This window comes from Massilia oculi, from assembly GCF_003143515.1.
In the GTDB taxonomy this organism is placed as follows: Bacteria; Pseudomonadota; Gammaproteobacteria; order Burkholderiales; family Burkholderiaceae_D; genus Telluria; species Telluria oculi.
In genome coordinates this window covers 4,955,699-4,978,321 of the sequence record NZ_CP029343.1, presented here as the reverse complement: position 1 = coordinate 4,978,321, position 22,623 = coordinate 4,955,699, and the positions used below count along the sequence as shown (strand labels likewise).

General features: G+C 66.0%; 15 protein-coding genes. 8 read left to right on the top strand and 7 right to left on the bottom strand.

All coding sequences use genetic code 11. The annotated features are described in order from the left end of the window. Positions 1-9: 9 nt before the first annotated feature. The 5 genes from DIR46_RS22470 to DIR46_RS22450 form a co-directional block, all read right to left on the bottom strand. Complete coding sequence (locus tag DIR46_RS22470; RefSeq protein WP_109347221.1) at positions 10-1,812, bottom strand: IlvD/Edd family dehydratase; 1,803 nt, start codon at positions 1,810-1,812, stop codon at positions 10-12. 13 nt (positions 1,813-1,825) lie between these two features. Beyond that, positions 1,826-2,704 (bottom strand): SMP-30/gluconolactonase/LRE family protein, encoded by an 879-nt coding sequence (locus DIR46_RS22465; protein WP_109347220.1) that lies wholly within the window; start codon positions 2,702-2,704, stop codon positions 1,826-1,828. Further along, entirely contained in the window at positions 2,701-3,519 is an 819-nt protein-coding gene (xylB, locus tag DIR46_RS22460) for a D-xylose 1-dehydrogenase (protein WP_109347219.1), read from the bottom strand. Before xylB ends, DIR46_RS22465 begins: the two co-directional genes overlap by 4 nt. A 26-nt stretch (positions 3,520-3,545) precedes the next feature. Beyond that, positions 3,546-4,730 carry a fumarylacetoacetate hydrolase family protein gene (locus tag DIR46_RS22455; protein ID WP_109347218.1) on the bottom strand — a complete coding sequence of 395 codons (1,185 nt, stop codon included), beginning with the start codon at positions 4,728-4,730 and terminating at the stop codon, positions 3,546-3,548. A 195-nt stretch (positions 4,731-4,925) separates the two neighbouring features. After that, positions 4,926-8,006: a TonB-dependent receptor gene (locus DIR46_RS22450; protein WP_109347217.1), complete on the bottom strand. Its 3,081-nt coding sequence runs from the start codon at positions 8,004-8,006 to the stop codon at positions 4,926-4,928. A 592-nt stretch (positions 8,007-8,598) separates the two neighbouring features. Between DIR46_RS22450 and DIR46_RS22445 the strand changes: the two genes are divergently transcribed. The 4 genes from DIR46_RS22445 to DIR46_RS22430 are packed head-to-tail and all read left to right on the top strand — an operon-like array spanning position 8,599 to position 15,130. After that, complete coding sequence (locus tag DIR46_RS22445; protein ID WP_205289023.1) at positions 8,599-10,776, top strand: alpha-glucuronidase family glycosyl hydrolase; 2,178 nt, start codon at positions 8,599-8,601, stop codon at positions 10,774-10,776. 43 nt (positions 10,777-10,819) lie between these two features. Further along, the gene (locus DIR46_RS22440; RefSeq protein WP_109347216.1) at positions 10,820-12,190 is read left to right on the top strand and encodes an enolase C-terminal domain-like protein; all 1,371 of its coding nucleotides are present in this window, start codon (positions 10,820-10,822) and stop codon (positions 12,188-12,190) included. A gap of 10 nt (positions 12,191-12,200) precedes the next feature. After that, positions 12,201-13,505, top strand: coding sequence for an MFS transporter (locus tag DIR46_RS22435; protein WP_109347215.1), 1,305 nt, complete (start codon positions 12,201-12,203; stop codon positions 13,503-13,505). Then, entirely contained in the window at positions 13,502-15,130 is a 1,629-nt protein-coding gene (locus tag DIR46_RS22430; protein WP_109347214.1) for a glycoside hydrolase family 43 protein, read from the top strand. The genes DIR46_RS22435 and DIR46_RS22430 overlap by 4 nt, the downstream gene beginning before the upstream one ends. Here DIR46_RS22430 and DIR46_RS22425 read toward each other — a convergent pair. Beyond that, positions 15,112-16,401, bottom strand: coding sequence for an SGNH/GDSL hydrolase family protein (locus DIR46_RS22425; RefSeq protein ID WP_109347213.1), 1,290 nt, complete (start codon positions 16,399-16,401; stop codon positions 15,112-15,114). The two genes, DIR46_RS22430 and DIR46_RS22425, sit on opposite strands and share 19 nt — an antisense overlap. Before the next feature lie 148 nt (positions 16,402-16,549). Further along, on the bottom strand, positions 16,550-17,647 hold the full coding sequence (locus DIR46_RS22420; RefSeq protein ID WP_109347212.1) for a LacI family DNA-binding transcriptional regulator: 1,098 nt from the start codon (positions 17,645-17,647) through the stop codon (positions 16,550-16,552). Positions 17,648-17,943: 296 nt separating this feature from the next. Between DIR46_RS22420 and DIR46_RS22415 the strand changes: the two genes are divergently transcribed. From DIR46_RS22415 to DIR46_RS22400, 4 genes are all read left to right on the top strand, one after another. Further along, a complete protein-coding gene (locus DIR46_RS22415; protein ID WP_109347211.1) occupies positions 17,944-19,431 on the top strand; it encodes an MFS transporter in 1,488 nt (495 codons plus the stop codon). A gap of 33 nt (positions 19,432-19,464) precedes the next feature. Next, a complete protein-coding gene (locus tag DIR46_RS22410) occupies positions 19,465-20,484 on the top strand; it encodes a glycoside hydrolase family 43 protein (protein ID WP_109347210.1) in 1,020 nt (339 codons plus the stop codon). 166 nt (positions 20,485-20,650) lie between these two features. Then, positions 20,651-21,679 (top strand): endo-1,4-beta-xylanase, encoded by a 1,029-nt coding sequence (locus DIR46_RS22405; RefSeq protein WP_229446362.1) that lies wholly within the window; start codon positions 20,651-20,653, stop codon positions 21,677-21,679. A gap of 119 nt (positions 21,680-21,798) precedes the next feature. Further along, positions 21,799-22,620, top strand: coding sequence for a 3-keto-disaccharide hydrolase (locus DIR46_RS22400; protein WP_205289022.1), 822 nt, complete (start codon positions 21,799-21,801; stop codon positions 22,618-22,620). Positions 22,621-22,623 lie beyond the last annotated feature (3 nt).

The following is a 22,623-nucleotide window of genomic DNA, read 5'->3' as shown; positions in this document are numbered from 1 at the left end:
GCGGCCCGATCAGTGGTTGTGGCGGGGCATGTCGTGCCCCACGCCGCGATACGGCAAGGCCAGCTCCATGCACGCGCCCTTGTGCAGCTGGCCCACCGTGGCGCGGTAGATTTCCTGCCACGGGGTCTGGCTGGCGGGGATCGCCGGCGGCGTGTCCTGGCGGCGCGCTTCCAGCTCTTCGTCCGACAGCAGCACGTCGCAGCGGCCATGGTTCAGGTCGACCCGGATCACGTCGCCGGTGCGCAGCAGCGACAGGTTGCCGCCGGCCGCACTCTCGGGCGAGGCGTTCAGGATCGACGGGCTGTCCGAGGTGCCCGACTGGCGGCCGTCGCCCAGGGTCGGCAGGTTGTTGATGCCTTCCTTGATCAGGTGATCGGGCGGCTGCATATTGACCACCTCGGCCGAACCGGGCCAGCCCACCGGACCCGCGCCGCGGATCACCAGCATCGTGTTCTCGTCGATGCCCAGGCTCGGATCGTTGATCCGACCGTGATAATCGTCCGATCCGTCGAACACGACCACCTTGCACTCGAAGCAGTTCTCCTGCCCCGGATTGGCCAGGTAGCGCGCGCGGAAGGCAGGCGAAATCACGCTGGTCTTCATGATCGCGAAGTCGAACAGATTACCCTTCAGGACCAGGAAGCCCGCCGCTTCCTTCAGCGGTTCGGCGAACGGCTTGATCATCTCGCGGTCGTCGGTCTCGCGGTCGTAGATGTTCTCGGCCATGGTCTTGCCGGTGACGGTGGGGCGTTGCGAGCGCAGCAGGCCCGCCTGTTCCAGCTCCCACATCACGGCCGGCACGCCGCCGGCGCGGTGGAAGCGCTCGCCCAGGTACTTGCCGGCCGGCTGCATGTTCAGCAGCAGCGGCACGTCGTAGCCGTATTCCATCCAGTCCTCGGGCGTGATTTCCACGCCCGCATGGCGCGCCATCGCCACGATGTGCGGCTGGGCGTTGCTCGATCCGCCGATCGCGGCGTTGACCACGATCGCATCGAGGAAGGCCTCGCGCGTCATGATCTGCGAGGGCCGCACGTCGTCCTTGGCCAGTTCGACGATGCGCCGGCCCGTTTCATAGGCCATCTGGCCGCGCTCGCGGTAAGGCGCGGGGATCGCCGAGCAGCCGGTCAGCGACATGCCCAGCGCCTCGGCCACGGCATTCATCGTCGAGGCGGTGCCCATGGTGTTGCAGTGGCCGCTCGAGGGCGCCGATGCCGTGGCGATGTCGACGAACTTCTTCTCGTCGATGGCGCCGGCCGCCAGCTGGCGGCGCGCCTTCCAGATGGCGGCGCCGGAACCCACCAGCTCACCCTCGAACCAGCCGTCGAGCATCGGTCCGCCCGACAGCACGATGGCGGGAATGTCGACCGTGGCAGCGGCCATCAGCTGGGCCGGCACGGTCTTGTCGCAGCCGGTCGTGAGCACCACGGCGTCGATCGGATAGCCGTGCAGGATCTCGACCAGGCCCAGATAGGCCAGGTTGCGGTCCAGCGCCGCGGTCGGGCGGCGGCAGTTCTCGAAGATCGGATGCAGCGGGAATTCCATCGGGATGCCGCCGGCGTCGCGGATGCCGTCGCGCACCCGCTTGACGGTCTCCAGGTGGATGCGGTTGCACGGCGTGATGTCGCTGCCGCTCTGGGCGATGCCGATGATCGGCTTGCCGCAGCGCAGCTCCTCGGGCGTGATGCCGTAGTTCATGAAGCGCTCGAGGTAGAGCGCGGTCATGTCGATGCGCTCGGGATTGTCGAACCAGTCCTGGGACCGGTAGCGGCGTTTGGCCTTATTGCTCGCGTTGTTGCTCACGTGGTTGCTCATTGAGTCGATTATTCTATGGTTGATCCTGCAGCCGCAGCGCATGCTGCGGCAGTCCCGGCACGTCGGCGCGGAAGGTGAACAGTCCGCCCGCGAGCGGCTGCGCCTCGAGCTGGGCGGCGGACAGGCCCTTGCGCGCCGTCGTCGCATACACGGTGCGCAGGTCGTCGCCGCCGAAGGCCAGCTTGGTGATGTTGGCGCACGGGAAGCGCACTTCGCCCACCTTGCGTCCCTGCGGGTCGAAGCGGTCGATGCGCCAGCCGCCGAAGGTGGCCACCCACAGGCAGCCTTCGGCATCGACCGCCATCCCGTCCGGATAGCCGCCGTCGGCCAGTTCGGTGAACAGCCGCTTGCGCGCGACCTGGCCGTCCTGGCCCAGGTCGAAGGCGTAGATGCGCTGCGCCAGCGTATCGGTATGGTACAGCGTGCGCCCGTCGGGGCTGATGGCCGGGCCGTTGGTGATCACGTAGCCGTCGTCCACGCGGCTCGCCTCGCGTCCGTCGAAACGGTATAGGGCGCCGGTGGTCTGGTCCTCGGCATCGTCCATCGAACCGAACCACAGATTGCCCGCGGCATCGACGTGGCCATCGTTGAAGCGGTTGCCCGGCTGGTCGGCCTCGACCTTCAGCAAGGGGGCGAATTCGCCGCTCGCCTCGTGGAAGCGGTACAGGCCATCCTCCAGCGAGCAGACGAAACCGCCGCCCGCGACCGGCACCACGAAACTCACCTGCCCCGGCGCGTCCCAGCTGCGCTTTCCACCGTCCCGGGTGTCGTAGCAATGCAGGCGCCGGCCCTTGATGTCGACGAACCACACCTGGCCCGCCGCGCCATGCCACAGCGCGCCTTCGCCAAGCGTGGCGCCCACCTCCCACAGGCAGTGCGGCGCGCTATTCATGCGCCGTACCAGCCCGCGTCGATGAAGTATTCGCGGCCGCTGCAGCGGCGCGCATTGTTCGAGGCCAGGAACAGCGACAGCGCCGCGACGTCCTGCATTTCCACGCGCTCCTGCAGGCACTGGCCGTTCAGGATGCGCGCTTCCTCGTGTGGCGTATGCCACAGCGCTTCCTGGCGCGGGGTACGCACCGCGCCAGGAATCACCGCGACGGTGCGGATGCCGTGCGGTCCGAGTTCGCGCGCCATCGCGCGCGTCATGCCCTCGACCCCGGCCTTGGCCGTCATGTACAGGGCCAGCTCGGTATGCGGCAGGTGCCACGAGATCGAGCCGAAATTCTGGATCACGCCATGGCCCTGCTCCCGCATGCCTGGAATGACGGCCTGGGAACAGAAGAACTGGTGGCGCAGGTTGACGTTCATCCGGCTTTCCCAATAGGCTGGGGTGACGTCGCCGATGCTGTGACGGTCGTCGTTGGCCGCGTTATTGAGCAGGATGTCGACAGCGCCGGCTTCCTGCACGATGCCGTCGAAGGCGCGCTTGAGCGCATCGAGGTCGGTCAGGTCGCAGTGGACGAAGCGCGGCGCGTGGGTCGGGTTGGCCGCCGATGCGGCCAGCGACTCGGCCAGGGCGCGTCCCGCGCCCTCGGCGATGTCGAGGAACCAGACCCGGGCGCCCTGCCCGACGAAGGCGGTGACCAGCTCGGCGCCAATGCCGCTGCCGCCGCCGGTGATGACGACGCGCTTGCCGTTCAGGTCCGGATAACTTGCGTATACAAAGGCTGCGCTGTTAAAGCCCGATTGATTAGTGTCAGACATGGGGTTTTCGTATGAAAGGCTGTTTTTTATTTCTGGACCAGCAGGCCGCGCTGCGCCAGGTTGGCGTACAGGGCGCGCACGCCGAAGGTCCAGGGCGTGATCGCGTCGCTGCGTTGCACGGTGTTGACCAGGGTGCCGAGCGATGGGGTCGAGATGCCGACCTTGTCGCCCAGGTGGTGGGTGAAGCCGCCGCCTTCGGCGTCGCGGTCCTTGATCGGCGAGAACATCGTGCCGAGGAACAGCATGAAGCCGTCCGGGTACTGGTGGTGCGGACCGCAGGTCTGGGCGACCAGGTCGAGCGGGTCGCGGCTGATCTCGCGCATGCGGCTGCTGCCTTCCAGGATGAAGCCATCGTCCACGCCTTCGATCAGCATGTTCACTTCGCACTCGCGCAGGGTGTCGAGCGTGTAGGTGTCGTCGAACAGGCGGATGAAGGGGCCGATGGCGCAGGAGCCGTTATTGTCCTTGGCCTTGCCCAGCAACAGGGCGCTGCGGCCTTCGATGTCGCGCAGGTTGACGTCGTTGCCCAGGGTGGCGCCGACGATCTCGGCGCGGCTGTTCACCGCCAGCACGATCTCGGGTTCGGGATTGTTCCAGTGCGAGGTCGGATGCAGGCCGATGTCGGCGCCGTGGCCGACCGACGACATCGGCTGCGACTTGGTGAAGACTTCGGCGTCCGGGCCGATGCCCACCTCCATGTACTGCGACCACAGGCCGCGCGCCGACAGCTCGGTCTTCAGGCGCTGCGAGGCCTCGGAGCCCGGCACGATGTCCGACAGGTCGGTGCCGATGGTCGCCTGCAACTGCGCGCGCAGGGCCTCGGCACGCGACGGGTCGCCCTTGGCCTGCTCTTCGATCACGCGTTCCAGCAGGCTGACGGCGAACGTCACCCCAGCGGCCTTGATCGCCTGCAGGTCGCATGGCGCCAGCAGGCGGATGCCGTCGGCGCCGGCCTCGCCGCGCAGCGCGGCGTCCATCAGCGCGCGCACCTCGCCAAGGTCCTCGCCCTCGGCGCTGCCCGCGATGGCCAGCAGGTCGCGGCGTTCGAACAGGTCGGCCACGGTCGGCGCATGGCGGGTGATGTCGACCACGCGGCCGCCGCGCACGGCGACCACGGCTGGACCTTCGTTGGCGCCGGTGCGCCAGACCCGGCCGACCAGCAGCGCGCGGTCGAGGTCATCGGGAAGCGGATTGGCTTGGATGGTAGTCATGATTCCTCTATTGATGATGCCGCCCCTCGGGGCGGCAGTATCGGGTTCGTGGTGCGGGTCGATGGCGCAAACCGGGCCAGACATGATTCTAACATTTATGTTAACGCAATCATTCGAATTTCCCAAGCTTGCGCCGAACTTTGGCGCCAGCGCTCACCGTGGTGAGCGCTGGCGGCGAAGCAAGCGACGCGAGCGTCAGAACTTGCCGCGCAGGCCCAGCTGGAAGGTACGGCCCGGATCGTAGAAGCCGAACTGCGCGTTCTCGAACTGGAAGTACGAGTCCCGCTTGGCCTTGTTGATGTTGACGACATCGAAGGTGATGGTCGGCCAGTTCTCACGATCGAACACCTGCTCGAGATCCACGCTCGACGAGAAGTCGGCCTGCTTGTAGGCGCGGCCATACAGGGCAGCCGCCGCGATACCGTTCTGGCCGCCGTTGGCCGCCTGGCTGCCTTCGCGGTAGGTGTGCGAGAAACGGGCCATGAAGCCATGGTTCTCGTAATAGACGCCGAAGTTGTTGCTCTTGCGCGGCACGTTCAGCGCCACGAAGCCGTTCGTGCCTTCTCCGCTGGCCGACTGGTTGATCAGGGTCGCGGTTTCGCTGAAACCGAAGCCCTTGATCGGCAAGAACTTGTCGAGCGGCTGGACCCAGCCGATTTCCAGGCCGCGGATCCGCAGGATGCCGCCGGCATTGCGCTCCTGGCTCATCACCACGGTCGCCGCGCCCGGACCGCCGCGCGCGTCGATCGCCGCCTGTGCATTGGGAATCAGGTTGGCGTAGGTGACGCCATACTGCTCCAGCGCGCTGAACGGCAAGGTACGGTTCTCGATCACCGTGAAGCCCTTGAGCTTCTTCTGGAACACGGTCAGGCTCACATAGCCTTCACCGCCGGTGTACCAGTCGACGCCGAAGTCCAGATTCTTCGAGATGTAGGGCTGCAGTTCCGGGCTGCCGATCGTGCCGACGTCGGCCGACACCGAGCTGAAATTGATACCGGGACGCAGCGAGTTCGGATTGGCGCGCGTCATGCTCTTCGATGCCGCGGCGCGCACGATGACGTTGTTGGCAACCGTCAGGGCAGCGGTGCCCGATGGCAGCGTGTTGTTGTAAGTATTGTCCACATACTGCCACTGGGTGGCGTTCGGGTACTTGGAGCCATTGAGCGTGAGCGAAGCGTTGCGTGGGTCGCTGAACGAATTCAGGGAGCCGACTTGCTGCTTGGTGCGCACGTAGCGGACACCGGCGTTGTACCGGAACGGCATGTTGGCGAGCAAGGTCGAACCATTGATCTCGGTATAGAAGCCCGAGGTCTTCTCACGCATGAAGCCCGCGCTCGCCCCCGTCGACGAACTGGTCGAATCCGGCGCCGTCGAGTTGTAGTAGTCGTAGTTCGAATCCTTCCTGAACCGGTCCCAGTCGACGACCAGGCGGCCGTATTCGCCAGGCACCAGGTAGCTGGACAGCTTGTCGGCGGGGATCAGCGAACCCTGGTAGACCAGCTGGTCATTGCGGCCAGCGGTGTAGCCGGTGCCGAAGCCCGGATAGAGGGCTGCCGCGCTTGCGCCTGGCGTGTTGGCGCCATCGCAGGTCGGCGCGCCGTTGGGGCCTTGCAGGAACACGCTTGGATTGTTGCCGCACACCGCGGCCTGCCAGGCGGCCGAGTTGTCCTGGCCGCGGATGCGGCGGTCGATGTCGTCGTAGGCGTAGCCGAGCTTCAGGTTCAGCTTGTTGTCGCCCCAGGTCAGGTCGGTATGGAAGCCCTTGGTGCTGGTTTCGCGCAGCTCGTTCTGGATATTGACGCGGCCACCTGCCCATACGTATTGCGACGGGTCGTTCAGGTCCTTGTTGAAGGTAATGTTAGGCACGCCGCCGTTGGTGGCGTCGTAGGTCGCCACGAGGCCGCTGCCGGCCGGCGTGATGGGCATGACCGTCGGCGCTTCGTGGCTGAAGTCCGACTTCGTCGCGTTGGCCTGCGCCTCGAGCTTCAGGGTCGGGGCGATCTGCCACGTCATCCCGGGATTGATGCCCTTGAGCGTGGTCTTGTCGCGGCGCGGTCCGTATTCGATGAAGGAACGCGCGTTGGCGAAGGTGCCGCCCGTCGCCGTGCAGCCGGCGTTGCAGTCGGCGCGGTCCACCGTCATGTTGAGCGGGATGGCGAACTCGTTGCGCATGGCCCAGGTGTAGCCGATGCGCTGCATGTCGTCGTCTTTTTCGCTGTACAGCGTGTCGACGTAGAACTGCAGGTTCTCGGTCGGACGGTATTCGGCGCTGATGATGGCCGACGCCTTGTCGCGGTCGCCGTAGTACTCCATGTAGCGGCCGAGGCGGGGCACCAGCGCGTTGTCGATCGCGGTGATGCTCGTGCCCGGGTTGTTGGCCTCCAGGAAGCCCTGGTTGATCGGCGTGCCGGGGATGAGGCCCGCGCCCGCGCCGACCGGCACGGTGGCCGGAATCGTCCAGTTGCCGCCGCCGGTGTTGTTACGCGACGGCAGGCCGTTCTGCGCGGCCGACAGGTTGGCGTTGGTCAGGCCGACCGTCTCGTAGCCGGTGGTGCGCGCCTTCTGGCGGTTGAAGTACACGCCGCCGAGGATACCGAACTTGTCGCCCCAGGTCTTGCTGGCCAGCAGCGAGCCGCGTGCGCCGACGTCGTTGGCGATTTCCTGCTTCTGCGCGGTCGCGCTGTAGACGACGTAGGTGCCTTCCTTGTCGAACGGGCGTGCGCTGCGCAGATTGACGACGCCGGCGGCGCCACCCTCGAGCTGCGAGGCATTCGGGCTCTTGCTGACGGTCAGCTTGGTGAACAGTTCGGTCGGCAGCAGGTCGAGGTCGATCTCGCGGTTGGTGCTGGCGCCGTCGATCGGGCCGGAAGACGCCACCGCGATCTGCGCGTTGTTCAGCAGGACTTTCGTGAAGCTGGAGCCCAGGCCGCGGATCTGGACGTTCATGCCCTCGCCGGTCACGTCGCGCGAAATCTGGACGCCGGGAATGCGGCTGAGCGATTCCGCGATGTTCTTGTCCGGGAATTTACCCATGTCTTCCGAACTGATGGTGTCCTGGAAGCCGACGGCTTCCTTCTTGTCGCGCGCGGACGCCAGCAGGCTGCCGCGGTAGCCGGTGACTTTCACGACGTTCACGTTGGCCTGCGCGTTGGCGTCGGTGGTGGTGGCGGTGGCGTCCTGCGCATAGGCCTGGTGAACCAGGCCAGCCATGACGGTCAGGCCAAGCGCCCATTGGCGCCGGCGCGCTGCACCCTGCTGCTTCGAATTGCGAGTCATTCAATGTCTCCTGATGGTTTTTTCTACTTCTAATTACTGCTGAGTAAGCAACCTTCTACGGTTGTCTGGTGGTACGTAAGACTGCCCGGTGCGACAAACGGGGCGATCTTCCCGGCGCGCTCTAACGGCAGGTCACGTCGGTCGAAACGTTGGTCGAACAGACTGGATGCGCTCGGCGCGGGGTGGGCGACGCCGACCACGCGACTGGAATGGATGGGTGAAGGGTGCGGCCGCCAGATGGCATGGCCGGACGTGCGGTGACGTCTCGTTGTTGCATGCTTATCTCCTCGTTATTTTTTTACTTCAAGCACATGTTACGAACATCTCTATTAACACGAATGTTATCGCAACCATCCCAGTCTACTGGTCAAAAATAATGATTGTCAACAAAATATTCGGACCGTTGGTAAAGCGCGAATGTTATGCATATCAAGCCGTGCCGAGGCGTCGACCGCTGGACCGCCATCAGTCCCTTCCACAACAAGCGCAAAGAAACAAAACGCTTTCAAATCGAAAAGGTTCGCGCTAACATTCCCGAAGCCGGATGATACAAAACAAACATTCCGGTTCAAAAAAACATGGAGACAACCTCATGCACCGACTCTTCGGGCGGCTCTGGGCCGCATTTCTTTTCGGCATGCTGCTGTGCATGCCGACCCATGCCGCCGCAGAAGATGGCTACCAGCTGTGGTTGCGCTATCAACCCCTCCCCGCCGCCCAGCGCGCACACGTCCCCGATGCGATCCTGGTGCTCGGCGCCGACAGCCCCACCAAAGGCGCGGCGCGCGCCGAGCTGCAACGCGGCCTGGAGGGAATGCTGGGCAAGGCGCCCGGCATCGTCGACAAGGCGCGCCTCGACACCCTCGTGCTGGCGCGCGGCGCCGACCTGCCGGCCGGCCTGGATGCCGCACCCGCCGTACGCGACGCGTTGAAAAAGCTTGGCGACGAAGGCTATCTGGTGCGGCGCGCGAAGCTGAATGGCGTCGCCGTCACCCTGGTCGCGGCCAATGCCGACGCCGGCCTGCTGTATGGCAGCTTCGCCTGGCTGCGCCAGCTGCAACTGGGCACCCGCGCCGACAGCATCGCCTTGGCCTCCAGCCCCACCCTGCCCCTGCGCGTGCTGAACCACTGGGACAACCTCGATCGCAGCGTCGAGCGCGGCTATGCCGGCGAGTCGATCTGGAACTGGTGGGAACTCCCGCACATCATCGATCCGCGCTATACCGACTATGCGCGCGCCAATGCCTCGCTGGGCATCAACGGCACCGTGCTGAACAACGTGAACTCCAAGGCCGAGGTGCTCGGCGCGCCCTTCATCGCCAAGGCCGCCGCCATCGCCGACGTGCTGCGCCCCTACGGCATCCGCGTCTACCTGTCGGTGCGCTGGTCGACCCCGCTCGAGATGAAGCAGACGAAGACGGCCGATCCGCTCGACCCGGAAGTCGCCGCCTGGTGGAAGAACAAGGCCGACGAGATCTACCGCACCATTCCCGATTTCGGCGGCTTCCTGGTCAAGGCCAATTCGGAAGGCCAGCCGGGTCCGCAGGACTATCGCCGCAACCACGCCGACGGCGCCAATATGCTGGCGCGCGCCGTGGCCCCACACAAGGGCATCGTGATGTGGCGCGCCTTCGTGTACGCCTCGCCCGAGGAGTCGAAGGCGGGCAAGGCGCACGACCGCGCGGTCGAGGGCTATGACCAGTTCATTCCGCTGGACGGCAAGTTCGACGACAACGTGCTGGTGCAGGTCAAGAACGGCGCGATCGACTTCCAGCCGCGCGAGCCGGCCCACCCGATCTTCGGCGCCATGCCGAAGACGCCGCTGATCATGGAATTCCAGATCACCAAGGAATACCTGGGCTTCGCCACCCACCTGGCCTATCTCGGCCCGATGTTCCAGGAGACCCTGGAATTCGATACCCGCATTGGCGGCCGCAAGCTGACGGTGGCCGACGCCATCCAGGGCAAGCAGGGCCGCGTCGGCGGCATCGCGGGCGTGGCCAATATCGGCAGCAGCCGCAGCTGGAGCGGTTCGATCTTCGACCAGGCCAACTGGTATATGTACGGCCGCATGGCCTGGGACCAGGGCCTGGACAGCCGCGCCATCGCACGCGAGTGGGCGGCCCAGACCTTCAGCCCGGACGCGCGCCTGCTGGACCCGGTCGTGAACATGATGATGCGGTCGCGCGAAGCCGTGGTCGACTACATGACGCCGCTCGGCCTGAACCACGTGATGGGCAGCAGCCACCACCATGGCCCGGCGCCCTGGGTCGACAACCTGGAACGCGCGGACTGGAATCCGATCTATTACCACCGCGCCGGCCGCGACGGCATCGGCTTCGACCGCACCGCCAAGGGCAGCAATGCCGTGGCCCAGTATGCGCCCGAGGTGGCGCGCCGCTTCGCCGATCCCAGGACCACGCCGCCCGAGCTGCTGCTGTGGTTCCACCGCCTGCCGTGGGATTACCGGATGCCGTCCGGCCGCACCCTGTGGGAAGAGCTGGTGGCCCGCTACGACCACGGCGTGGCCGAAGCCGCGGCAATGCAGGCCGAGTGGCAGCGCATGAAACCCTTCGTCGATGCCCAGCGCTTCGCGGATACCGCGCAGCGCCTGGCCCAGCAGCACGTCGAGGCGCAATGGTGGCGCGACGCCAGCCTCGCCTATTTCCAGGACGTGTCCGGGCTGCCGCTGCCGGCCGGCGTGCGCAAGCCCGCGCACTCGCTCGAACACTACAAGTCGATCCGCTTCCCGTATGCCCCAGGGATTTGAGCGAATCACCCTGTTTGCCTGAATGACTTCTGGAGATGTACAGATGAACCCGATTCAACGCGCCGCCACCCCGACCATCGTCGAGATGCAGGTCATCCCGGTCGCCGGCCGCGACAGCATGCTGCTCAACCTGTGCGGCGCCCATGCGCCCTGCTTCACCCGCATCCTGGTGCTGTTGAAAGACAGCGCCGGCCGCACCGGCATGGGCGAGGTGCCCGGCTCGAACGGCATCCTGCTGGCCCTGCAAAAACTGGTGCCGCTGGTGGAGGGCAGCGAAATCGCCCACCACCGCCGCACCCTGAACCGCCTGCGCGCCGCCATCTCCGGCGTCAGCCACCAGGTCACGTCCAGCGCCGAAGCGGCGGTGATGAAGCAGCCGCACGAGATCAACCTGCGCCTCGAGAACGTGGTGACGGCCGTCGAGGCGGCCCTGCTCGACCTGCTCGGCCAGTTCATGGGCATACCGCTGTGCGAGCTGCTGGGCGACGGCCAGCAACGCAGCCATGTGCCGATGCTGGCCTATCTGTTCTATATCGGCGACCGTGGCCGCACCGACCTCGGCTACGACATCGATGCCGGCCGCGACGGCTGGTACCGGGTCCGCAACGAAGAAGCGCTCACTGCCGAATCGATCGGCGAGATGGCCGCGGCGGCGGTCGAGCAATATGGCTTCAAGGACTTCAAGCTCAAGGGCGGCGTGATGCGCGCCGCGGAAGAGATGGAAGCCGTCGCCGCGATCAAGCGCCGCTTCCCCGATGCCGGCGTGACGCTCGACCCCAACGGCGCCTGGTCGCTGGTTGACGCCATCGACGCCTGCCGCGGCCAGGGCCACCTGCTGGCCTATGCCGAGGACCCGTGCGGCCCCGAGGGCGGCTATTCGGGCCGCGAGATCATGGCGGAATTCAAGCGCGCCACCGGGATCCGCACCGCCACCAACATGGTCGCCACCGACTGGCGCCAGATGGCCCATTCGCACCTGCTTGGCGCGGTGGACATCCCGCTGGCCGACCCGCACTTCTGGACCATGCAGGGCTCGGTGCGCCTGGCGCAGCTTTGCCACGACTGGGGCCTGACCTGGGGCTCGCATTCGAACAACCACTTCGACGTGTCGCTGGCGATGTTCACCCATTGTGCGGCGGCGGCGCCGGGAACGATCACGGCGATCGACACCCACTGGATCTGGCAGGAAGGCCGCGAACGCCTGACGACCGAACCGCTGCAGATCGTCGGCGGCCAGGTGGCGGTGCCGGAGCGTCCGGGCCTGGGCATCGAGCCGGACATGGACCAGATCAACGCGGCGCATGAACTCTACAAGAAGGTGGCCGGCGGCGCGCGCGACGATGCGATGGCGATGCGCTACCTGGTGCCGGACTTCGTCTACGATCCGAAGCGACCCAGCATGGTGAAGCCATGAAGGAAACCCGATGATCGCGGCGATCCTGGGCCGGACCCGCGGAGGCACCATCCGCGGGCTGCGCTGGTGGATGATCAGCCTCATCATGCTGGGCGCGGTGGTCAACTACCTGACCCGCAGCTCGCTGGCGGTGGCCGCCCCCACCCTGCTGACGGAGCTGGACATCACGGCCAGGGAGTATTCGTACATCACGGCCGCCTTCCAGGGCGCGATCATGCTGCAGCCGCTGTGCGGCTACGTGCTCGACGTGATCGGCCTCAAATACGGCTTCGCGATCTTCGCCACCGCCTGGTCGCTGATCTGCATGGCGCACGGCATGGCCACCAACTGGCAGACCCTGGCCATCCTGCGCGGCCTGCTCGGCTTCGCCGAAGGGTCGGCCAACCCGGCCGGCATGAAAGCGGTGTCCGAATGGTTCCCGGCCAAGGAGCGCGGCCTGGCGGGCGGCGTGTTCAATATCGGCGCCTCGTTCGGCTCGATGCTGGCCCCGCCGCTGGTGGTGTGGGCCATCCTGCACTACAACTGGCAATCGGCCTTCGTGATCACCGGCGCCCTGGGCCTGGTGTGGGTGTGCGCCTGGCTGCTGCTGTACGACGCGCCGAAGCGCCACCGCCTCTTGTCGAAGGCCGAGGCCGAACACATCGCCGCCGGCCAGGAAGACCACCTGGCGGGCGACGGCACCAGGCCGTCGGTCCTTTCCATCCTCAAGAAACGCAATTTCTGGGGCATCGCCCTGCCGCGCTTCCTGGCCGATCCGGCCTGGGGCACGCTGGCGTTCTGGGTGCCGCTGTACCTGACCACGGTGCGCGGCTTCGAGCTGAAGGACATCGCCATGTTCGCCTGGCTGCCCTTCCTGGCGGCCGACCTGGGCTGCATGTTCGGTCCGGTGGTGGTGCTGGCCCTGCAAAAGCGCGGGGTACGCCTGATCAATGCCCGGCGCGGCGCGTTCACCCTCGGCGCCGTCATGATGATGGGCGTGGCCTTCGTCGGCTACGTCGACAATGCCTATGCCGCGATCGCCCTGCTCAGCCTTGCGGGCTTTGCCCACCAGACGCTGTCGGTCACCGTCATCACCATGTCGTCCGACCTGTTCCGGCGCAACGAGGTCGCCACCGTGGCCGGCATGTGCGGCACCTTCGGCAACCTGGGCCTGCTCATCTTCTCGCTGCTGATCGGCACCCTGCTGGCCAGCGTCGGCTACACGCCCTTCTTCGTCAGCCTGGCGGTGCTCGACCTGATCGCGGCGGTGCTGCTGTGGACCCTGGTGCGGGAACCGACTTTCGAGCCTCAACCTGTTTCGATGCAAAAACCATGATCCACAACCCGATCCTGCGCGGATTCAATCCCGACCCGTCCATCGTGCGGGTCGGCGACGACTACTACATCGCCACCTCCACCTTCGAAAGGTATCCGGGGGTGCAGATCCACCACTCGCGCGACCTGGTCAACTGGCGCCTGGCCGGCCGGCCGCTCAACCGCGCCAGCCAGCTCGACATGCGCGGCGCGCCCGATTCCTGCGGCGTGTGGGCGCCCTGCCTGACATATGCCGATGGCCTGTTCTGGCTGATCTACACCGACGTCAAGCGCTACGGCCGCACCTCGACCGGCGGCGCCGGCGGTAGCGCCTCGCTGCGCGATTTCCATAACTACCTGGTCACCAGCCCGAGCATCGACGGCCCGTGGTCCGATCCGGTCCACCTGAACAGCAGCGGCTTCGATCCTTCGCTGTTCCACGACGACGACGGGCGCAAGTATTTCCTGAACCAGCTGTGGGATCACCGTCCCGGCGGCAAGCGCTTTGCCGGCATCGTGCTGCAGGAATACTCGGTCGAGGAACGTCGCCTGATCGGAAAACGCAGCAATATCTTCGCCGGGACCGAACATGGCCTGACCGAAGCGCCGCACCTGTACCGCCGCAACGGTTATTACTACCTGCTCACCGCCGAGGGCGGCACCGGCTGGAACCATGGCGTGACCATGGCGCGCTCGCGCGATCTGCTCGGACCGTACGAGCTGCACCCCGACCTGAATGTCCTCACTACCCGTTCTCGGCCCGACGCCGCGCTGCAGCGCGCCGGACACGCCGACCTGGTCGACACGCCGGATGGCCGCACGTACATGGTCTACCTGTGCGGCCGGCCGCTGCGCAACCGCGGCGTGTGCACGCTGGGACGCGAGACCGCGATCCAGCAAGTGGCATGGGGAGAAGACGGCTGGCTGCGCACGCTCGACGGGGAAGGCATGCCGCAGCTGGACGTGCCGGCGCCCGGCCTGCCCGAACACCGTTTCGACGCCGCGCCCGAACGGGCCGACTTCGATACGCCGGAGCTGCCGATCGATTTTCAGTGGCTGCGCACCCCGTATCCGGAAGAACTGTTCAGCCTCACGGCGCGGCCAGGCCACCTGCGCCTGTACGGCCGCGAGAGCCTGGGCAGCACCTTCCGCCAGGCGCTGGTGGCGCGCCGGCAGCAGGCGCACTGCTTCAGCGCGGTGACGTCTGTCGGGTTCGCGCCGGAACACTTCCAGCAGCAGGCCGGGCTGGTCTGCTACTACGGCGCTTCCAAGTTCCATTACCTGTACATCACGCACGACGACGAGATCGGCAAGCACCTGCGCGTGATGAGCAGCCTGCCCAACCACCTGCAGGCGGATGCCTTTACCGCTCCGATCGCCCTCCCCGCTGGCGTACCGGTGCAACTGCGGGTGGAGGTCGATGAAGAACGCCTGCTGTTCGGCTATCGCGTGGACGACGGCCCATGGCGGTGGCTGCCGCAGCAGTTCGACGCCAGCATCCTGTCGGACGAGGCCAGCGCGCCCGGCCAGCCCAACTTCACCGGCGCCTTCGTCGGCATGGCCTGCCAGGACATGGCCGGCACCGCGCTGCATGCCGACTTCGACTGGTTCGAGTACCGCGAGCGGCCCTACCGCGGCCGGCTGTAGGCGCAGCTGTCGAACTGCTGCAGCGGCACCGCCGCTGCCAGCGCGGCATACCCCGCATGCGACGGATGCAGGCCGTCGCCGCTGTCATAGGCCTTGGCCAGGTAGGACGGCCGCGCAGGGTCGCGCAGCACCCCATCGAAATCGAGCACGCCGTCGAAGGCCTTCTCGCTCCTCATCCAGTCGTTGACCGCCTGGCGCAGCGCCTCGTTGTGCTGCGCCGGCGCATAGTAGCCGCTGCCCATGAACGGTGTGATGGTCGCGCCGATCACGCAAATCCCTTTCGCATGGGCGCGCGCGATCATCTGCAAATGGGCCTGCTTCAAGTCCTCCAGCATCGCCGCGATCGCCTGCGGCGTGTCCTCTTTCGAGCGGCGCAGCACGCCGATGTCGTTGACCCCGATGAAGACGACCGCATGACTGACGCCATTTCGCGCCAGGACGTCGCGCTCGAAGCGTGTGACAAGGCTCGGGCCCAGGCCCTCGCGCAGCAGGCGGCCGCCGCCGATGCCGGCATTGATCACCGCGAGCGGCCGCCTGCCATCCTGGGCGATGCGCTGCACCAGGTGATCGGTCCAGCGGTTGTTGGCGTCGGTCGTCGCACCAAAGCCGTCGGTGATCGAATCGCCGATCACCACCACGGCCCGCGCGGCAGGCGCCGCGCTGACTTCGACGTCGGCGAGCTGGTGCCAGCGCGTGACGGTCTTCGCGTCAAGCAGGCTCGCGGCGCCGGTCTGCCGGCCCGGGGCCAGGAAAGTCGTGGTGCGCGAGCCGGCATGGCCGGTCTGCTGGCCCGCCGCATTCGCCAGGTGCATGCTGATGGCGACATCGAGGCCACGCGTTGCCGCCAGGTCGATCGGATCGCTGACATATTCGGCGCCGGCGGGTATGCGCACCGAGGTGCTGCCATTGAAGCGCAGCGGCTGCAGCGAACCGGCAACCAGTTCCGACGTACCCGGCCGCACCGCGTGCGCGATGTTCGCTTCGTTCACGATCAGCATATCGCTGCCGTAGGCATTGCTGATGCGGACCCGGACCTGGCTGCCGCCCAGCGAAAGGCGCACGATCTGGCGCACGGTGCCGTCCTTCCAGAATGCGGCAGGCATTGCTTCGGCCTGGCCATACGGCATCTGGGAAGTACCCCAGCTGCTGACCCAGTGAGGCGTACCGCTGCCGCTTGCAGCGGAGGGCGGTTGATAGGCCGAACTGCAGGCGCCCAGGCCGAGCGCGGCCAGGACGGCGATGGCCAGGCGGCCAGGGCGATAAGTTTGCAATATGGTCTCCGGTGATGGCATGGCCTGCCGAATGCAGGACTACCAAATCTGTAACGCCAATGATAGCGCAATCAGTCCGGCGGTTGAAACGAAACCTGACGCAAAGCCTCGACGCACAGCCTCGACGCACAGCGTTGACGCAAAGCCGTCAGGCGACGATGCGCACCGGCGGCCGGATCCGCGGCGCCGCATCGGACTGGCGCCGCACGATGGCGAAATCGACCCTGGTGTGCTCGGGGCCGGCCGGCAAGCCGTTGCGCGCGTCGGTCACGCGCTGGACGATGCATTCGATCGCCGCTTCGGCCATGTCCATGGTCGGCTGCCGCACCGTGGTGAGCGCCGGCCAGATCGTGGTCGACAGGGCGGTATCGTCGAAGCCGACCACCGTGATATCGCCCGGCACGTCGAGCCCCAGGCGATGGGCCACCGCGACCGTGGCGGCAGCCATGTCGTCGTTGCTGGCGAAGATCGCTGTCGGACGGTCGGACAGCGCCAGCAGGATCTCGGACGCATCGAGCCCGGAACGGTAGTTGAACATCCCCTGCGTGACCAGCTCGGCCGCGGGATCGGCGCCGAACTCCTCGATGGCGGCCTGATAGCCTTCAAGACGGGCCGCGCTGGCCGACTGGTAAGGATGCCCGCTGATGAAGCCGATCCGCTGGTGGCCCAGCTCGATCAGGTGGCGCGTCATCTCGTAGGCGGCCCGGCGGTCGTCGATGCCGATCGCGCCGGCCCGCGCATCGGGCTGGCCGCAGGCAATCAGGACCAGCGGGATGCCGGCGTCGACGATGCGCGCCACGATCTCGGCATTGTCGACCAGCGGCGGCGGCAGGATGATGCCGTCCATCTGGTTGTCGATCAGGCGCTGGGCATGCTGGGCGATCTGCTCGCCGTCGGCGCACTTCTCGACCAGCAGCTGGACGTTGTTCAGGCTGACCTTGTTCAGCAATCCCAGCAAGACCTCGGTGAGATAGGCGCCGCTGCGCACGCTGGGCATGCTGTACAGGAAGCCGATGCGGATCGGCCGCGATCCCGCCAGCAGGCGCGCCTCGGGATTCGGCGCGTAGTTCAGGGCCGCCGCGGCGGCCGTCACTTTCTTGCGCGTGCTCGCGCGCACGGTCGACTTGCCGTTCATGACGCGCGAGACCGTCATCGGCGACACCCCGGCGAGCTTCGCCACGTCGGCCATGTTCGGGCCACGCTTGGCCTCCACTGGGGTAGTGAGTCCGATATTGGAAGTAGGCATGCGGAGCGACCTCTGACAGAACGATGGTAAGGCGATGTTAGCGCGAACTTTAATGATTTAATTCTAACACGCGGCATCGTACTTACATCCATCTCCATGCTTATAACTGCTATGCGAACTGATAATAAAGCGGTTGACGGCAGCATGGCATCTCATCCACAATCGATAATAATGATTGCGCTAACTTTTTATTGATCAAGCGTGATACATGCGTGACCCGGCCTCCTCGCGACAGCACGCTGGCGCCAGGAGGTTGATGGTTGCAATTGCTTTTCAACACATAGATTGGCAAGACAATGACTACAATTATTAAAGCGCAGCCGACGCTGGAGACAACTGAAAAAATCGGCTATGCACTGGGCGACCTGGCCGCCAACCTGATCTTCCAGACCCTGCTCACCTTCCTCGCTTTCTTCTACACCGACGTCTACCAGATCTCGCCGAACGCCGCGGCCAGCATCATCTTCATCGGCGGCCTGGTCGGCGCCTGCTTCAACCCGCTGATGGGCATCATCGCCGACCGCACCGCGACCCGCTGGGGCAAGTTCCGCCCCTGGATCCTGTGGACCTCGGTGCCGTTCGGCCTGGTGGCGATCCTGGCCTTCAGCACGCCGGACCTGGGCGAGCGCGGCAAGTACATCTATGCGCTGCTGACCTACATCCTGCTGATGCTGGTGTACTCGGCCAACAACCTGCCCTACTCGGCCCTGAGCGGCGTGCTGACCGGCAGCATGGCCGACCGCAACAGCCTGTCGTCGTACCGCTTCGTCGCGGTGCTGGTGGCGCAGCTGGTGATCCAGGTGCTGCTGCTGCCGCTGGTGCTGATCCTGGGCGGCGGCGACAAGGTGGCCGGCTTCCAGACCGTGATGATGTTCTTCGCGGTGGCCGGCACCATCTGCTTCCTGATCACCTTCTTCACCACCCGCGAACGCATCGTGCCGACCGCGAGCCAGCGCTCGAGCATCAAGCAGGACGTGGCAGATCTGCTGCGCAACCGCCCCTGGGTGGTGATGCTGGTGCTGACCATCCTGGTGTTCATCACGCTGTCGCTCAAGGGCGGCATGTATATCTTCTACTTCCGTAACTTCCTGCAAGAGGCGGCGCTGGGGGCGTTCCTGAGCGACGTCGGCTTCCTGAGCTTCATCGACGGCCTCAACTCGCTGCTCACCGGCATGGGCCTGACGCAGTTCCACTGGCCGGAAGACGCCGCCACCTCGGGCTTTTCCCTGTTCAACGCGGTCGGCATCATCCTGATGATCGTCGGGATCGGTTTCTCGAAGCCGCTGGCCGACCGATTCGGCAAGCGCGACGTGTTCGGCGCCGCCCTGCTGCTGGCGGCCGTTTTCCGCCTCAGCTACTACTGGATCGGCCCGACCTCGATCGGCCTGGTGTTCGGCGCCCAGATCCTGTACGGCTTGTTCTACGGCATCACCATCCCGCTGCTGTGGGCGATGATCGCCGACGTCGCCGACTACTCGGAATGGAAGAACAACCGCCGCGCCACCGCCCTGCTGTTCTCGGCGATGATCTTCGGCCTCAAGGCGGGCCTCTCTATCGGCGGCGCGCTGGTGGCGGCCCTGCTGTCGGCCTATGGCTACGATGCCGCCCTGGCGGTCCAGTCGGGCCAGGTCGCCGATGGCGTGCGCCTGTCGGTCAGCGTGTATGCCGCCATCCCCTTCCTGCTGGCCGTGTGCTGCCTGGCGGCCTACGACATCCGCAAGAACACCGAGCTGCAGATCGAGCGCGAACTCGGCGAACGCCGCGCACTCGCCGCCCAGCAGTGATTTCCATTCGAACCCGAACCAGACGACACCCAAATGCCTGAAATTATCGACAAAGACCGCGTGCAAGCCCTGAAAGAGCGCGCCATCTCCCAGCCCCTGCTCGAACACATCTACATCGCCGATCCGTCCGCCCACGTGTTCGACGGCCGCATCTACATCTATCCTTCGCACGACATCGAGGCCGGCGTGCCCTTCAACGACGACGGCGCCCATTTCGCGATGGAGGACTATCACGTGGTCTCGATGGACCACCCGGGCGCCGAAGCGGTCGACCACGGCGTGGCGCTGCACGTGCGCGACGTGCCGTGGGCGGCGCGCCAGATGTGGGCGCCCGACTGCGCGCGCAGGGACGGCAAGTACTACCTGTACTTCCCGGCCAAGCGCCCGGACGGCATCTTCCAGATCGGCGTCGCGGTCAGCGACAGCCCTACCGGCCCCTTCACGGCGCAACCGCAGCCGATCACCGGCAGCTATTCGATCGACCCGGCCGTGTTCGGCGACGACGACGGCGAGTTCTATCTCTATTTCGGCGGCATCTGGGGCGGCCAGCTCCAGAAGTACCGCGACAACCTCTACAGCCCCGACCATGAAGAACCGGCCGCGCACGAGCCGGCGCTGCAGCCGCGCGTGGCGCGCCTGCGCGGCGACATGCTGGAGCTCTGCGAAGAACCGCGCGCCGTGCGCATCCTCGACCAGGACGGCAACGAGCTGCTGGCCGGCGACCACGATCGCCGCTTCTTCGAGGCGCCGTGGCTGCACAAGCACGACGGCAAATACTACTTCTCGTATTCGACCGGCGACACCCACCTGCTGTGCTACGCGACCGGCGACAGCCCCTATGGCCCGTTCACCTACCAGGGCCAGATCATGACCCCGGTGATCGGCTGGACCACGCACCACTCGATCTGCGAGTTCGAAGGCCGCTCGTATCTCTTCTATCACGATAGCAGCCTCTCCGGCGGCGTCACCCACCTGCGCTCGGTGAAGGTGACCGAGCTGCATTACGACGAAGACGGCAGGATCGTCACCATCTCGCCCTATCGCCAGGACTGAGACCTGCGATAACACCCACAATAAATTCAAGGAGACACCACCCGATGACATCTCGACGCGATACGCTGAAACTGCTTGGCACGGCGGCCGGCGCCATGCTCGCCCCCACGTACTGGCCGCGCAGGACGCCGGTCCCGCCCTCAAGGACCTGGCCAAGGCCAAGGGCATGCGCTTCGGTAATGCCATCGGCTTGCTGGAAGACCAGGATACCCGCAAGAGTTTCCGCGACCCGGCCTACCGCGCCCTGATGGCGCGCGAGTGCAATATGATCGTCGCCGAGAACGAGACCAAGTGGCAGGCACTGCAACCGAAACCGGGGCCCTACCAATGGGGACCGGCCGACGAGATGTTCGCCTGGGCGCGCAAGGAGGGCATGGCGATCCGCGGCCATGCCTTGATCTGGCAGGATCCGAAGTGGCTGCCCGCCTGGGTGAACGCGCTGGACCTGAAATCCAGGCCGGTCACCCACGCCGAAGCAATCCTGCGCGAGCACGCCAAGACCGTCTGCACGCACTTGAAGGACGCGATCAGCCACGACGTCGTCAACGAGGCGGTGTCACCCAAGGACGGCAGCCTGATCCAGAACGTGTTCACCAGGCGCATGGGCGCCGTCGAGCAGATCGAGTTCGCCTTCCGCCAGGCCCACGAGCACGCGCCGAAGGCGCAGCTGGTGTACAACGACTTCATGGGCCCCGGCCTGGGCGACGACGCCAAGCACCGCGCCGGCGTGCTGAAACTGCTGGCCGAGCTCAAGAAGCGCGGCGCCCCGATCCACGCGCTGGGCCTGCAAAGCCACGTCAGCGCGGGCGACATGATGTCCGGCCCCGCCAACGCGGCGGTGTTGCGCGAATGGCGTAAGTTCCTGGACGAGGTCACCGGCATGGGCCTGGACCTCTTGATCACCGAGTTCGATGTCAACGACAAGGCCTTCCCCGCCGATGTCGCCAAGCGCGACGCGGCCACCGCGGCGCTGGCGCGCGACTATCTCGACGTGACCCTGAGCTATCCGACCTGCCGCGATTTCCTGCTGTGGGGCATGGCCGACCACGTCAACTGGCTGCAGGTCTGGGCCGACGCGAAGCGCCCGGACGGCCTGGCGCAGCGTCCGACACCGTACGACAGCCAGTTGCGCGCCAAGCCGATGCGCGAAGCGATCGCCGCCTCGCTGCGCGCGATGCCGATGCGCAAGGCTTGATCCCCGATCGCCTGGCGTCCAGCCCCCGGCAAGGGGGCGCCGCGATGGGCGCAGCTGCCTGCCGTATAGCGCGCTCGATCGCATGACTCGACAATAACGCTGCATTAAAGGAGACCAGTATGCGCTTTTACCCCATGCTTCCCGCGATTCTCGCCGCCGCCGTTTCATCGGTGTCGCCGCTTGCAACAGCGCAGTCCGGCCAATGCGCAAGCACGGCTTCGCCCGCCGCGGCGGCGCTCACGCCGCAAGAAATTGCCCAAGGCTGGACTGTGTTGTGGGACGGGACGTCCAACGCCGCCTGGCGCGGCGTCAACTCCGAGCAGTTCCCGCAGCATGGCTGGCAGGCCTGCAATGGGATTCTCACCGTCCAGGGCAAGGGAGGCGAGGAATCGCGCGGCGGCGGAGACATCATTACCCGCAAGCGTTACGCGGATTTCGACCTCAAGCTGGAAGTGATGATCGCACCTGGCGCCAATAGCGGCGTGAAGATCTTCACCCAGCCCAACCTGACCCCGATCGACAGGCTGACCGGCAAGCCGGCCGCGGTTGGCTCGGCGATCGGGCTGGAATTCCAGGTGCTCGACGACGCACGCCACCCGGATGCCAAGGCGGGCCGCGACGGCAACCGCACCATCGGCTCCTTGTACGATCTGATTGCCGCCGACAAGGACAAGGCGCCTTCGCCGGTCGGTCAATGGAACCAGGTGCGCATCCTGTCGCAGGGAAAACACGTGACGTTCTGGCTGAACGGCAAGAAAACCGTGGAATTTGAACGCGGCTCCCCAGCATTTCGCGCCGCCGCGGCGGCAAGCAAGTTCCGCGACATTCCCGGCTTTGGAGAATGGGCCGACGGCCACATCCTGCTGCAGGATCACGGCGACCAGGTCTCTTTTCGTCATATCGTGATTCGCGACCTGCGCCCACGGCAAGCACATCGATAGGCA

Excerpts from the sequence above, each read along its gene's own strand:
- DIR46_RS22430 (WP_109347214.1), top strand. The coding sequence starts at position 13,502 with ATGATCCACAACCCGATCCTGCGCGGATTCAATCCCGACCCGTCCATC.
- DIR46_RS22465 (WP_109347220.1), bottom strand. The coding sequence starts at position 2,704 with ATGAATAGCGCGCCGCACTGCCTGTGGGAGGTGGGCGCCACGCTTGGC.
- DIR46_RS22400 (WP_205289022.1), top strand. The coding sequence starts at position 21,799 with ATGCGCTTTTACCCCATGCTTCCCGCGATTCTCGCCGCCGCCGTTTCA.
- DIR46_RS22450 (WP_109347217.1), bottom strand. The coding sequence starts at position 8,006 with ATGACTCGCAATTCGAAGCAGCAGGGTGCAGCGCGCCGGCGCCAATGG.
- DIR46_RS22445 (WP_205289023.1), top strand. The coding sequence starts at position 8,599 with ATGCACCGACTCTTCGGGCGGCTCTGGGCCGCATTTCTTTTCGGCATG.
- DIR46_RS22415 (WP_109347211.1), top strand. The coding sequence starts at position 17,944 with ATGACTACAATTATTAAAGCGCAGCCGACGCTGGAGACAACTGAAAAA.
- DIR46_RS22410 (WP_109347210.1), top strand. The coding sequence starts at position 19,465 with ATGCCTGAAATTATCGACAAAGACCGCGTGCAAGCCCTGAAAGAGCGC.
- DIR46_RS22435 (WP_109347215.1), top strand. The coding sequence starts at position 12,201 with ATGATCGCGGCGATCCTGGGCCGGACCCGCGGAGGCACCATCCGCGGG.
- DIR46_RS22405 (WP_229446362.1), top strand. The coding sequence starts at position 20,651 with ATGCGCTTCGGTAATGCCATCGGCTTGCTGGAAGACCAGGATACCCGC.
- xylB (WP_109347219.1), bottom strand. The coding sequence starts at position 3,519 with ATGTCTGACACTAATCAATCGGGCTTTAACAGCGCAGCCTTTGTATAC.
- DIR46_RS22420 (WP_109347212.1), bottom strand. The coding sequence starts at position 17,647 with ATGCCTACTTCCAATATCGGACTCACTACCCCAGTGGAGGCCAAGCGT.
- DIR46_RS22470 (WP_109347221.1), bottom strand. The coding sequence starts at position 1,812 with ATGAGCAACCACGTGAGCAACAACGCGAGCAATAAGGCCAAACGCCGC.
- DIR46_RS22455 (WP_109347218.1), bottom strand. The coding sequence starts at position 4,730 with ATGACTACCATCCAAGCCAATCCGCTTCCCGATGACCTCGACCGCGCG.
- DIR46_RS22440 (WP_109347216.1), top strand. The coding sequence starts at position 10,820 with ATGAACCCGATTCAACGCGCCGCCACCCCGACCATCGTCGAGATGCAG.